The organism is Humitalea sp. 24SJ18S-53 (assembly GCF_050632385.1).
Lineage (GTDB): Bacteria > Pseudomonadota > Alphaproteobacteria > Acetobacterales > Acetobacteraceae > Humitalea.
This window is the reverse complement of sequence record NZ_CP192599.1, coordinates 504,157-516,145: the sequence shown is the minus strand read 5'-3', so window position 1 is coordinate 516,145 and position 11,989 is coordinate 504,157. Positions and strand designations below refer to the sequence as shown.

Here is an 11,989-nt window from a genome sequence, read left to right as displayed (position 1 = left end):
GTTTAGCGCGCGGAACGGCTGGGGGCTACCCGCGCGCAGCCCTGCAAAACGCCGCGATCAGGCCTGGATCCTTTTGGCCCCGCGCGCGTTCCACGCCGGAGGACACGTCCACCCCCGGCGCGCCCGTGGCGGCGATGGCGGCGGCGACATTGCCCGGGGTCAGCCCGCCCGCCAGCAGCCAGGGGCGCGGGATGGCGGCGCCGCGCAGCACCGACCAGTCGAAGACCGCGGCATTGCCACCCGGAAGGTCCGCGCCGGGCGGCGCCTTGGCATCCAGCAGGAAGCGCTCCACGACCGGGGCGTAATCGGCCAGCACCGCCAGGTCGGCGACGGTTGCGACCCCGATGGCCTTCATCACAGGCAGCCCGAATTTCTGGCGCAGTTCGGCGCAGCGGGCGGGGGATTCCTCGCCATGCAGTTGCAGGATGCCGAGCGGCACGACGTCCAGCACCCTGGCGATGGCATCGTCATCAGCATCGACGAACAGCCCGACCCGGATCGGACCGCCCTGCTGCCGTGCCGAAAGCGCCGCCGCCTGTTCGGGGGTCACGTTGCGCGGGCTGGCCGGGAAGAAGACGAAACCGACGTAGTCGGCCCCCGCCGCGCAGGCCGCGTCGAACCCGGCCGCATCGCTCAGCCCGCAGATTTTTATCTCGGTCACAGGTTTTTGGCGATGTCTTGGGCGGCGGTGACGGGGTCGTCGGCCTGGGTGATGGGGCGGCCGATGACCAGCCAGTCGGCGCCGGCGGCGACCGTCTCGGCCGGGGTGGCGACGCGCGCCTGGTCGCCGATGGCCGATCCCGTGGGGCGCACCCCGGGGACGACCAGTAGCGGCGCATCGCCCAGGGTGGCACGGATGGCCGCGACCTCATGCGGGCTGCAGACCAGCCCATCGGCGCCGGATTCCATCGCCAGACGCGCCAGGCGCAGCACCTGCTGCACCGGGCCGCCGGCGACGCCGGTCTCGGCCAGGGTGGCGGCATCGATGCTGGTCAGCACGGTGACGGCCAGGATGATCGGGCGGCTCGGGCCGAATGCATCGGCCGCGCGGCGGGCGGCGGCGATCATCGGCGCCCCGCCGCCGGCATGAATGGTCAGCATCGACGGCCCCAGGGCACAGGCCGAACGCACCGCGCCCGCGACCGTGTTGGGGATGTCGTGCAGCTTCAAATCCAGGAACACCGGCCCCGCCGCGATCAGCGGCGCGACGCCATCCGGGCCGGCGGCGCAGAACAACTCCAGCCCCGCCTTCACCAGCCCGACATGCGGGCCGACCCGCGCCGCCAGCGCCAGGGCGGCGGCGGGGTCGGGGGTGTCGATGGCAAGGATCAGGCGGTCGGCGGCACGGGTGGGGCGGGTGATCACGTCAGCCCCTCACGCCGGGCCGCCGCCTCGGCCTTCAGCGTGTCCAGTTCGATTTCCAGCAACCGCCCGGCCTTTTCCAGCGACCGCGCCCGGCGCCGCGCCGGCAGCGCCGCGCCCCAGGCGACGACCGCGCCCAGCAGGAAGGACAATGCGCTGGCCAGCAGCACCACCAGCGACAGCGGCGCCTCCCAGGCCAGGTCGAAGGGCCAGAACTGGATCTGCACGGGCGCGCGGTTGGACAGGGCGAAGATCACCAGCACGGCGATCAGCGGCAGCAGCAGGATCAGGCGCAGCATCGGCCGGTCAGCCCCCGTCCGCCTGCAGGGGGCCGCCATTCACCCGTTCGCGCAATTCCTTGCCCGGCTTGAAATGCGGCACGATCTTGCCGGTCACCTGCACCGATTGGCCGGTGCGCGGGTTGCGCCCGGTGCGCGGGTCGCGCTGCTTGATCGAAAAGGCGCCAAAGCCCCGCAGCTCCACCCGGCGCCCCTCGGCCAGGGCGGTGGCGATGCCGTCGAACACCGTGGTCACGATGCTCTCCACATCGGGTTGGCGCAGGTGCGGGTTGTCGGCCGCGATCTTGGCCATCAGTTCAGATCTTGTCATGCCTGTGCCCGCCTGCCGCTGCTCAACGCTGCCAAACGGCCATGGGGCCGTCAATCCGCAGGATCGGGCCAAGCCATTCGGTGTAAAGGGTTTTTCCCACCATCGAGACAGCGCTGGCAAAGGCGCGTTCCGATAGCGGGCGCGGGTCCAGAGCGCGGACCGGCACGGTTTCGGGGATGCCACGCTCGGCCGCCAGCCAGACCCGGGCCTCCGCCTCGCCGCCGATGGCATCGATCATGCCCAGGTCCAGCGCGCGCCGGCCGGTGACGATGCGGCCATCGGCCAGCGCCCGGGCCGCGATCTCATGCATGCGGCGGCCCTGCGCGACCATGCGGACGAATTGCTCGTAGAGGTCGTTCACCACCAGGGCGAGGGCCACACGCCCCTCCTCGGTCAGCGGGCGGAACAGGCTCGGCTGGTCCTTCAGCGGGCCGGAGGTGATGGTTTCCGGCGACACGCCCAGGCGGGCCAGCAGGTCCGAGGCCTCGAAGGATTGCAGCAGCACGCCGATCGACCCGGTGATCGTCCCGTTCCGGGCAAACACCCGGTCGGCCGGCAGCGCGATCATGTAGCCGGCCGAGGCCGCCGTGCCGCCCAGGGTCGCGACCAGCGGTTTCTGGACCGCGAAGCGGGACAGCGCGCCATGCAGTGCCTCGCCACCCGCCATGGTACCGCCGGGGCTGTCCACCACCAGGATCATCGCGCGCACCGAGGCATCGCGCCGCGCGTCATCGATCGCGGCGATCAGGCGGCGATCCTCGGTGATCGTGCCGGTCACCGACAGCCGCGCGATATGCCCGGCCCCCAGCATCCCGGTCGCGCGCGTGCCGGCAAAGCCCAGGTAGAGCGCCGCGAGCACGCCGACGACAGCGAGGCTGCGCCAAAACATCAGCCGGCGCTTGAGTCGACGGCGGTCGGTCAACAGATCGGGTTCCAGAGCCATGCCGTGTTCCTAATCCTTTGCCGCCCCGGGTGCCACCTCGCCAAAGCCCTGCCTGACCGCCGCCATCGCCTGCGCCTGGGCCGCCGTCGGCAGCCAATCGGCGCGGCAGGTCAGCCCGACGATGCGGCGGGCGCCCGGCACGGCCCCCGGCACGGCCACCGGCAGCGCGACCAGCCCCGGATGCGCCGCGATCTGCTGCGCGCAAAGCAAGGCCGCGACATCGCCCCCCCCGCAGCACCGCCAACGTCAGTTCCAGCGAAGAGGTTTCAAGCACCACGGGCGGGCGGGCCGGCAGGGTGGCGAACAGCGCCTCGACCACCCGCCGGCGCGGCAGGTCGGCGCCCGGCACGACCCAACGCGTGGCGGCCAGCGCCGCCGGGGTGATGCCACCGGCCACGAGCGGGTGGTCGGCGCGAACCGCGACGGCAAAGGGATCCTCGACCAGCGGCTGTTCGACCAGGTCGGGATAGGGCGGCGGCGCGCGCAGCGATCCGATAATCGCATCCAGCCGCCCGGCGCGCAGGCCGATGGCGAGGTCCTGGTAATTGCCCTCGACCACCAGCAGCGCCGGGGCGCCGGGCACGGCCGCCAGGTGCATCACCGCGGAGGCCAAGGGTTGCCGCGGCACCAGCGGCAGCGCACCCAGCGCCAGGCGGCCGCCCGCGCCAGGGTTGGCTTCGGCCAGGCCCTGTTCGATCTCCAGCCGCGCCAGGGCGATCTGGCGGGCGAATTCGGCGCCGGCGGGATTGGCGCGGAACCCCGCCTCCCCCCGGCGATACAGCGCGACGCCAAGCAGGCGTTCCAGCGACCGCGCGGCCCGGTTCAGCGATGGCGGCCCGATGCCGAGCGCCCGCGCCGCGGCAGCAAAGCCACCCGTCTCGGCAATCGCCAGATGCGCGCGCAATTGCGGCGCGGTCAGCTTGCGGGCAGGCGCCGGGCCGCCGGCCAGCGCCGCCACGGCCGCCTCCATGCGCTGGAGGCAGCGGAGGACGCGGCGCAGGAACCGCTCCCCGGCCGGGGTCGGAAAACTGCCGCGCGGGCCGCGTTGCAGCAGGCGATGGCCGACCTGGCGCTCCAGCCGGGCCAGGGTCTCGGTCACGCTGGGCTGCGACAGGCCGAGTTCGGCGGCGGCGGCGCCGAGGCTGGCCAGGCGGGCCACCGCCTCGAACGCCCTAAGGTCGCGCAGCGGGGGTTCGGACATTGCCTGAATCCTATGACTTCGGGGCCGCTTCCCTGATAGGCCGGGGGGCGGCCGGGTGGCAGTGTGGCCTTGGAGAAACACCAAGGAAGATCCCAAGAATGGCCAGCGCCATCGTCGATACCCATACCCATGTCATCAGCACCGATACCGCGCGCTTTCCGCTCGCCCCCATCGGCGGCAAGCAATCGGATTGGTCCGCCACGCGCCCCGTGGGCCATGCCGGGCTGATCGCCGCGATGGATGCGGCGGGTGTCGCGCAATGCGTGGTGGTGCAGGCATCGACCGCCTATGGCCACGACAATACCTATCTGGCCGAGGCCATCGCGCTCTATCCGCGCCGCCTGACCGGGGTGTTTTCCGTCGATGTGCTGGCGCCCGACGCGACGGCGATGATCCGCCATTGGGCGGGGCGCGGGCTGACCGGCTTCCGGCTGTTCACCACCGGCACCACCATGCCGGGCCAGGCGGGCTGGCTGGATGCCGAAGCCTCCTTCCCCGCCTGGGCGCTGGCGCAGGAGATGGGCCTGCCGATCTGCCTGCAGATGACGGCAAAGGGCATCCCGGCGTTGCGCAACATGCTGGACCGCTTTCCGGGCGTGCCGGTGGTGCTGGACCATCTGGCACGGCCCGACCTGTCGGATGGCCCGCCCTATGCCCGCGCGGCGTCGCTGTTCGAATTGGCGGCCTATCCCCAGGTGAACCTGAAACTGACCAGCCGGGCACTGGATCTGGCGGCCGAAGGGGCCTCGACCTCCGCCGCCCTGCTGGCCGCCCTGATCCCCGCCTTTGGCGCGGGGCGCATCCTGTGGGGGTCCAACTTCCCGGCGGCCGAGGGCAGCCTGTCCGACCTCGTCGCCCATACCAGATCAGCACTGGCCAGCCTTTCGACCGAGGACCAGGCGATGATCCTGGGCGGCACCGCGCGCCGGCTCTACCCCGCGCTGGGGGAGGCCTGAACCATGGCGCCGATCCGTTTCGCCCTGGGCGCACAACCCACCTTCGCCGCGCTGAAGGCCAGCGCCACCCTGCCCAATGGCGCGGCGGTGGAATGGCCCGCGATCTCCCCCATACACCGCGCCTTCGCGCTGATGGCCCGCGCCCAGGCCTATGACCTCTGCGAAATGGCCATCGTCACGGCCGTGCAGGCGGTGGCCTATGGCAAGCCCATCATCGTGCTGCCGGCGACCGTCGCCTCCCGCGCGCAGCACCGCTGCCTGATCCGGCTGACGGCGCGGCCGGAAGTCACCCCCGAAACCCTGCGCGGCGGGCGGATCGGCGTGCGCGCCTATACCCAGACCACCGGCATGTGGGTCCGCGCCATCCTGGCCGAAACCCACGGCGTGGCGGCGCATGAGGTGCGCTGGACCACCCAGGAAGGCGCCCATGTCGCCGAATACGACGACCCGCCGCAGGTCGTGCGCGCGCCGGAATCGGCCAGCCTGCTGGAGATGCTGGACGCGGGGAAACTCGATGCCGTGATCCTGGGCAACGACCTGCCCGACGACCCGCGCTACAGCCCCGTTATCCCCGACCCGGCCGCCGCCGCGACGGCATGGGCGGCGAAGCACGGCATCCCGCAGGTCAACCACCTGGTCGTCGCCCGGCAGGATTTCGCCGAAGCCCACCCCGACGACCTGCGCGCCGCCTACGCCGCCCTGCGCGACGCGGCGGGCGGGTCGTCAGCACTGCCCTTCGGCGCGGCGCTGGAACCGGCGCTGGCCGTCGTGCTGGCGACCTGCCTGGACCAGGGGCTGCTGCCACGCGCGCTGTCGGTGGCCGAGGTGCTCGCCCCCGCGCGCCGGATTCTCGGCCAATGAACCGCCGCGCGCTGCTCGCGGCCCTCGCCGCCGCCTCGGCCTGGCCGGCCCTGGCCCAACCCCGCCGCCAGCCCGATGGCCCCGTCACCCTGATCGTGCCGGTCACCCCCAGCACCGCGCAGGATGTGCTGGCCCGGCTGCTGGCCCCGTCCCTGGGCGAGGCCCTGGGCCAGCCCGTGATCGTCGACAACCGGGCCGGCGCCAGCGGCACCATCGGCACCGGCGCCGTCGCCCGCGCCGCCCCCGATGGGCGCACCCTGATGATGCAGGGCGCCCCACTCTACATGAGCCCCTCCCTGGTCCGCACCCTGCCCTATGACGCCGCCCGCGCCTTCCTGCCGCTGGTGAAGGTGGCCGAGGGATCATCCCTGCTGGCGGTGCGACCCGACCTGCCGGTCGAAGACCTGGCCGGCTTCGTCGCCCTGGCCCGGTCCAAGCCCGGCGACCTGGACTACGCCTCCCCCGGCAATGGCACAGCACCCCACATGGCCATGGCCCTCTTCGCCCTGGCCGCCGGGATCGAGTTGAACCACATCCCCTACCGCGGCACCGCCCCCGCCGTGCAGGACCTGCTCGGCCGTCGCGTCGCCGCGATGATCCTGCCCGTCGCCATCGCCATGCCACTGGCGCGCGACGGCCAGGTGCGCCTCCTGGCAGTGACCAGCGCCGAACGCTGGCCCGAACTGCCCAACGTCCCCACCATGGCCGAAAGCGGCTTCGGCGCCGCGACCGTGACCATCCTCTACGGCCTCTACGGCCCGGCCGGCCTGTCCCCCCAGGTCGCGGAGGTCGTGAACCGGGCCGTCAACGCCTGGCTGGAACGCCCCGCCACCCGCGCGGCCCTGCTGGCCCAAGGCCTGTCACCAGGCGGCGGATCGCCGGCCGACTTCGCCGCGGCCTACCAGGCGGAGTTGACGCGCTGGGCGGCGGTGGTGCGGGACGCGCGGATCACGGCGGATTGATCGGGGGGGGGGTGGCGCCTTGAGAGGGACTTCGTCCCCCTCAAACTCCCCCGACCAGGGGCCGCCGCCCCTGGACCGGCGCGATGCATTGGCGAAAGAAAGGGAGGGGCATGGATCGCCATTGGCCGATGGACCGCCCGTGACGCCCCTCCCTTTCTTTTGCCAAATCCCGTGGGTTTCCAAGGGGCCACCGCCCCTTGGTGGGGGGGTTTGGGGGGGCAACGCCCACCCAAGGCGCACCCTCCCCGCTCTAATCCCGCGCCGCCGGCCGTGCCGCGATCCCCGACGGCACGCGTTCGGCCGCCACGGCTTCGCCGATCGCCCGGTCGAGTGACATGTTCACCACGATGCCGGCCACGCCCCAGCGCCCGTCGGCATCGCGTGCCAGCAGGGGGGCGCCGCTGGCGCCGCGGGTGGCGGCGCAGTTGTGCAGCAGGACGGGGGCGGGGCGCAGGATGCGGCAATCGGTGGTGGCCATCAGCACTTCCGGCCGGTCGCGCTGATAGGCGCCCAGCATCGCCGGCGCGCCCACGGGGACCGCGCTCAGCACCGGCAGGGGGCGGGCGGGCATGGGCTTGTCCAGGGTCAGCACGGCCCAGTCTTCGATGGCGGGGCCGGTGATGGCGGGGTTGTAGGCCCCGGCGCGGTAGGACAGGACCCGTGCCGCCGCGACCCAGGTGCCGCTGCGGTAGCCCAGCAGGAAGTGGATCGAACTGGCGGGCCCGGTGGTGCGGCCGCGTCGCGGCACCAGGCAATGGGCGGCGGTCAGCACGGTGGTCGGCCCGATCAGCGCGCCGGTGCAGCGCGTGCCGAAATCGGTCTGCACCCGGCCGAGCGAGGCCCAGGGTGCGGCGGTGGGGGTTGCGACGGGGATGCGCGGATCGGCCGCGCCCAGGCCCGGCAGGGGCTGCGCCGCGACGGGTGCCGCCAGCAGCAAAAACAAAAACGCCGCGGACCTTCCGGTCCGCGGCGCGATTGAGACGGTGCGGGGAATGTTATTCCTCGCCCGCACCCTGGTTGCGGCGACGGATCGCGGCACCGAGGATGTCGCCGAGCGACGCCCCGCTGTCCACGGACCCGTATTCCTTCATCGCCTCACGCTCTTCCTCGACTTCCTTGCCCTTGATGGTCAGGGCCAGGCGGCGGGCGGCGCGATCGACGGCGGTCACCTTGGCGTCCACCTTCTCACCCACGGCGAACTTGTCGGGGCGCTGGGCGTCCCGGTCGCGGGCGAGTTCGGCGCGGCGGATGAAGCCGGTGAGGACGTCGTCCACCTTCACTTCGATGCCGTTGCTCTCGATCTTGGTGACGACGCAGGTCACGACATCGCCCTTGCGGACCTTGTCGAGCACTTCGGCGGCCGGATCGGACGCGAGCTGCTTGATGCCGAGCGAGATGCGCTCCTTCTCGACATCCACGTCCAGCACCTTGGCCTTGACGATCTGGCCCTTCTGGAAGTCGGCCATGGCGGCTTCGCCAGGCTGTTCCCAAGACAGGTCGGACATGTGGACCATGCCGTCGATGTCGGCGGTGATGCCAATGAACAGGCCGAACTCGGTGATGTTGCGGATCTCGCCTTCCACAATGCTCCCCGGCGGGTGGGCGTCCATGAACACCTCCCACGGATTGCCCTGCGCCTGCTTGAGGCCCAGCGAGATGCGGCGCTTCGGCTCGTCCACATCCAGGATGAGAACTTCGACTTCCTGGCTGGAAGCGACGATCTTGCCGGGATGGACGTTCTTCTTGGTCCAGGACATCTCGGACACGTGCACGAGGCCCTCGACCCCCGGCTCCAGCTCCACGAAGGCGCCGTAGTCGGTGATGTTGGTGACGCGACCGGAGAACTTGGCGCCGACGGGGTACTTGACCGCCACACCTTCCCACGGATCGGACATCAGCTGCTTCATGCCGAGGCTGATGCGCTGCGTCTCCGAGTTGAAGCGGATCACCTGCACGCGGACCGGCTGACCGATGGTCAGGGCCTCGGACGGGTGGTTGATGCGGCGCCAGGCGATGTCGGTCACGTGCAGCAGGCCATCGACGCCGCCGAGGTCCACGAACGCACCGTAATCGGTGATGTTCTTGACCACGCCGTCGAGGATCATGCCTTCCTTGAGGCCCTGGACGAGTTCGGCGCGCTGTTCGGCGCGGGTCTCTTCCAGCACGGCACGGCGCGACACGACGATGTTGCCGCGCGCCCGGTCCATCTTCAGGATCTGGAACGGCTGCGGGCTGCCCATCAGCGGGCCGACGTCGCGCACGGGGCGGATATCGACCTGGCTGCCCGGCAGGAACGCAACAGCGCCGCCGAGGTCAACCGTGAAGCCACCCTTCACACGACCGAAGATCACGCCGTTGACGCGAACCTGGGCGGTGTAGGACTTCTCGAGGTTGGTCCAGGCTTCTTCGCGACGCGCCTTTTCACGCGACAGGACGATCGCGCCGTCCTTGTCCTCGTAACGCTCGACGAAGAGGTCGATCAGGTCGCCCGGCTTGACTTCGGCCTTCTGGCCGGGGGCGGCGAATTCCTTGAGCAGGACGCGGCCTTCGGACTTCAGCCCGACGTCCACGACCGCGAATTCATCATCGACGCGAATGACGCGGCCGGTGACGACGGAGCCCGCGAAGCCGGTATCGGCCCCAAGCGTGGCGTCCAAAAGGGAAGCGAAATCCTCCATGTCGGCGGAGCCGGTATCGAGGGCGGCGGCAAATGCCATGTGGTGATGTGTTCCTGTCGATCGGCGGGTTTTTCCCCGCGGATCATGTCCTGCGCCCCCGCCCCATCCGGGACAGGCACGACGTGAGGCTCTGGCGCGCGCGGCGCTGTCCAGGCCCCCTGTGGCTTGGGGCGCGTTGCGGTGCGCCCCGTCCCGTGCCGCGCGTGCCGGGGGAACCCCCGATACGGTTTGGCGGCCGTGGGCGAAAAAAGCCTCGGCGCGGCCGGAGCGCTACGCCCACAAGCCCCTCTCGGTCAAGACGGATTCAGCACGAGTCAGGCGTGAAACCGTTTCCGCACCAGCGAAAGCGCCGCATCGAAGACCGCATCGGCATCCATCGACGTGGTGTCGATCAGGGTGGCGTCAACCGCCGGGCGCAGCGGGGCGGCGGCGCGGGCTTCGTCGCGCGCGTCGCGTTCGGCCATTTCCGCGGCGACCGAGGCCGGTGCGGGGGCGGCGCCCTTGGCCTGCAACTCCAACCAGCGTCGATGCGCGCGCGCTTCCGGGCTGGCCGTGATGAACAGTTTTACCGGCGCGTCCGGAAAGATCACCGTGCCGATGTCCCGCCCATCCAGCACCGCGCCCTTGGTGCGGCCATAGCCGCGCTGGAAGTCCAGCAGCGCGGCGCGCACGGCGGGAATCGCGGCGACGGCGCTGGCGGCGCGATCGGCCTCCGGCCCGCGCAGGTCGCCGCGTTCCATGTCGGCGGGGGTCAGGGACCGGGCGGCGGCCTCGGCGGCCTGGGGGTCGAAGGGGTCGGCACCGGCATCCAGCACCCGCCGCCCCGTGGCGCGGTAGAGCAGGCCTGTGTCCAGGTAGGGCAGGCCCAGGCTGGCGGCGAGCCGCCGGGCCAGGGTGCCCTTGCCGGCGGCGGCCGGGCCATCGACGGCGATGATGAGGGGGGGCGTGCTCATGCCGGGGTGATCACCTCTGCCCCGGCCGCCTTGTTCATCAGCCGGACGAAATGCGGGAAGGAGGTTTCGATGAAGGCCCCGTCATCGACCGTCACGGCCGATTGGGCGGCGAAGCCCATGACCAGCCCGGCCATGGCGATGCGATGGTCCATGTGGGTCACGACCAGGCCCCCGCCAGCGGGCGGGCCGCCCGTGCCATGGACCAGCAGGTCGTCGCCCTCGATGTCGACCCGCACGCCATTGCCGGCCAGCATGGCGGCAGTGGCGTCCAGCCGGTCGCTTTCCTTGACCCGCAATTCGCCCAGGCCCCGGAACCGGCTGGTGCCGGCGGCATGGGCGGCGGCGACGGCCAGGATGGGGAATTCATCGACCATGCTGGGCACCCGTTCGGCCGGCACGTCCACGGCGACCAGGGGGCCGGCGCGGACCACCAGGTCGCCCACCGGCTCGCCGCCCTCGATCCGTTCGTTTTCCACGGTCAAGTCCGCGCCCATCTCCCGCAGGCACAGGAACAGCCCGGTGCGCAGCGGGTTCAGCCCGACGCCCAGGATCCGCAACGCCGACCCCGGCACCGTCAGCGCCGCGACGATCGGAAAGGCCGCCGAGGACGGATCCCCCGGCACCACCACCGGCGCCGCGACCAGTTCCGGCTGGCCGTCCAGCTCGATCACCCTGCCATGCGCGCCCTCGGCCGCGACGCGAACCGTGGCCCCGAAATGCCGCAGCATGTTTTCCGAATGGTCGCGAGTCGCCTCCGGTTCCACCACCCGCGTCGTGCCGCGGGCACACAGGCCGGCCAGCAGCACCGCCGATTTCACCTGGGCCGAGGCCACCGGCAGCCGGTAGTCCAGCGGCATGGGGTCGGCCGCACCCTCGATCGCCAAGGGCAACCGCCCGCCGGCGCGGGAGGAAAACCGCGCCCCGCAGGCCGACAGCGGGTCGATCACCCGCTTCATCGGGCGGCGGCGCAGGCTGGCATCGCCGGTCATGACGGAAAAAATAGGGTGGCCGGCCAAAAGGCCACACAGCAGCCGGGCGGCGGTGCCGGAATTGCCCATGTCCAGCACGTCGGCCGGCTCGGTCAGCCCGCCGATGCCGCGGCCCGCGACGCGCCAGGCGCCGGGGCCGGTCGCCTCCACATCGGCGCCCAGCGCGCGCATGGCGGCGGCCGTGCGCAACACATCCTCGCCTTCCAGCAGGCCGGTGATGGTGGTCGTGCCGACCGCCAGCGCACCGAACATCAGCGCCCGGTGGCTGATCGATTTGTCGCCCGGCACGCCCATCGCCCCGGTCAGCGGGGCGCGGGCGGGGGTGGCGCGAAGGGGGCGCGCGGAGGTTGTCGAAACGGTCATCTGGGTCATGCAGACTTGCCTGTGGCGATTTCGGCGTTTGACACGGCCCAAGGCGGCGTGGCAATGCGCGCCGCCCAAACCGGACCCCGCGTTTCCCACCTCCCGGGGAACG

At 71.7% G+C, this 11,989-nt stretch carries 13 protein-coding genes; 3 read left to right on the top strand and 10 right to left on the bottom strand.

Annotated elements, in window-relative coordinates; all coding sequences use genetic code 11:
- Positions 1-25: 25 nt before the first annotated feature.
- From ACQW02_RS02445 to ACQW02_RS02420, 6 genes are read right to left on the bottom strand one after another with little or no spacing between them, the layout of a single operon-like run.
- On the bottom strand, positions 26-661 hold the full coding sequence (locus tag ACQW02_RS02445) for a phosphoribosylanthranilate isomerase (protein WP_431283694.1): 636 nt from the start codon (positions 659-661) through the stop codon (positions 26-28).
- Entirely contained in the window at positions 658-1,365 is a 708-nt protein-coding gene (pyrF, locus tag ACQW02_RS02440; RefSeq protein WP_431283693.1) for an orotidine-5'-phosphate decarboxylase, read from the bottom strand. The genes ACQW02_RS02445 and pyrF overlap by 4 nt, the downstream gene beginning before the upstream one ends.
- Positions 1,362-1,661, bottom strand: a complete 300-nt coding sequence (locus tag ACQW02_RS02435) for a lipopolysaccharide assembly protein LapA domain-containing protein (protein ID WP_431283692.1) — start codon at positions 1,659-1,661, stop codon at positions 1,362-1,364. The genes pyrF and ACQW02_RS02435 overlap by 4 nt, the downstream gene beginning before the upstream one ends.
- A gap of 7 nt (positions 1,662-1,668) precedes the next feature.
- Positions 1,669-1,971, bottom strand: a complete 303-nt coding sequence (ihfB, locus tag ACQW02_RS02430; protein ID WP_431283691.1) for an integration host factor subunit beta — start codon at positions 1,969-1,971, stop codon at positions 1,669-1,671.
- A gap of 22 nt (positions 1,972-1,993) precedes the next feature.
- Positions 1,994-2,812 (bottom strand): signal peptide peptidase SppA, encoded by an 819-nt coding sequence (gene sppA / locus ACQW02_RS02425; protein WP_431285994.1) that lies wholly within the window; start codon positions 2,810-2,812, stop codon positions 1,994-1,996.
- A complete protein-coding gene (locus tag ACQW02_RS02420) occupies positions 2,700-4,115 on the bottom strand; it encodes a LysR family transcriptional regulator (RefSeq protein WP_431283690.1) in 1,416 nt (471 codons plus the stop codon). Before ACQW02_RS02420 ends, sppA begins: the two co-directional genes overlap by 113 nt.
- A gap of 98 nt (positions 4,116-4,213) precedes the next feature.
- Between ACQW02_RS02420 and ACQW02_RS02415 the strand changes: the two genes are divergently transcribed.
- Genes ACQW02_RS02415 through ACQW02_RS02405 form a run of 3 tightly spaced genes read left to right on the top strand, consistent with a single transcriptional unit; the run spans position 4,214 to position 6,894 of the window.
- On the top strand, positions 4,214-5,071 hold the full coding sequence (locus ACQW02_RS02415; RefSeq protein WP_431283689.1) for an amidohydrolase family protein: 858 nt from the start codon (positions 4,214-4,216) through the stop codon (positions 5,069-5,071).
- Between the two features lie 3 nt (positions 5,072-5,074).
- A complete protein-coding gene (locus ACQW02_RS02410; RefSeq protein WP_431283688.1) occupies positions 5,075-5,932 on the top strand; it encodes an ABC transporter substrate-binding protein in 858 nt (285 codons plus the stop codon).
- Positions 5,929-6,894: a tripartite tricarboxylate transporter substrate-binding protein gene (locus tag ACQW02_RS02405; RefSeq protein ID WP_431283687.1), complete on the top strand. Its 966-nt coding sequence runs from the start codon at positions 5,929-5,931 to the stop codon at positions 6,892-6,894. The genes ACQW02_RS02410 and ACQW02_RS02405 overlap by 4 nt, the downstream gene beginning before the upstream one ends.
- 250 nt (positions 6,895-7,144) lie before the next feature.
- On the opposite strand, the gene ACQW02_RS02400 is transcribed toward ACQW02_RS02405, so the two are convergent.
- From ACQW02_RS02400 to aroA, 4 genes are all read right to left on the bottom strand, one after another.
- Positions 7,145-7,837, bottom strand: coding sequence for a trypsin-like serine peptidase (locus tag ACQW02_RS02400; protein ID WP_431283686.1), 693 nt, complete (start codon positions 7,835-7,837; stop codon positions 7,145-7,147).
- A gap of 52 nt (positions 7,838-7,889) precedes the next feature.
- Positions 7,890-9,611 (bottom strand): 30S ribosomal protein S1, encoded by a 1,722-nt coding sequence (gene rpsA, locus ACQW02_RS02395; protein ID WP_431283685.1) that lies wholly within the window; start codon positions 9,609-9,611, stop codon positions 7,890-7,892.
- A gap of 275 nt (positions 9,612-9,886) precedes the next feature.
- On the bottom strand, positions 9,887-10,525 hold the full coding sequence (cmk, locus tag ACQW02_RS02390) for a (d)CMP kinase (protein WP_431283684.1): 639 nt from the start codon (positions 10,523-10,525) through the stop codon (positions 9,887-9,889).
- On the bottom strand, positions 10,522-11,886 hold the full coding sequence (aroA, locus tag ACQW02_RS02385) for a 3-phosphoshikimate 1-carboxyvinyltransferase (protein ID WP_431283683.1): 1,365 nt from the start codon (positions 11,884-11,886) through the stop codon (positions 10,522-10,524). Before aroA ends, cmk begins: the two co-directional genes overlap by 4 nt.
- Between the last annotated feature and the right edge of the window lie 103 nt (positions 11,887-11,989).

Bases quoted from the DNA above. Each gene is read 5' to 3' on its own strand.
- ACQW02_RS02405 (WP_431283687.1), top strand. From the start codon at position 5,929: ATGAACCGCCGCGCGCTGCTCGCGGCCCTCGCCGCCGCCTCGGCCTGG.
- aroA (WP_431283683.1), bottom strand. From the start codon at position 11,886: ATGACCCAGATGACCGTTTCGACAACCTCCGCGCGCCCCCTTCGCGCC.
- ACQW02_RS02415 (WP_431283689.1), top strand. From the start codon at position 4,214: ATGGCCAGCGCCATCGTCGATACCCATACCCATGTCATCAGCACCGAT.
- ACQW02_RS02435 (WP_431283692.1), bottom strand. From the start codon at position 1,661: ATGCTGCGCCTGATCCTGCTGCTGCCGCTGATCGCCGTGCTGGTGATC.
- ACQW02_RS02410 (WP_431283688.1), top strand. From the start codon at position 5,075: ATGGCGCCGATCCGTTTCGCCCTGGGCGCACAACCCACCTTCGCCGCG.
- ihfB (WP_431283691.1), bottom strand. From the start codon at position 1,971: ATGACAAGATCTGAACTGATGGCCAAGATCGCGGCCGACAACCCGCAC.
- rpsA (WP_431283685.1), bottom strand. From the start codon at position 9,611: ATGGCATTTGCCGCCGCCCTCGATACCGGCTCCGCCGACATGGAGGAT.
- cmk (WP_431283684.1), bottom strand. From the start codon at position 10,525: ATGAGCACGCCCCCCCTCATCATCGCCGTCGATGGCCCGGCCGCCGCC.
- ACQW02_RS02420 (WP_431283690.1), bottom strand. From the start codon at position 4,115: ATGTCCGAACCCCCGCTGCGCGACCTTAGGGCGTTCGAGGCGGTGGCC.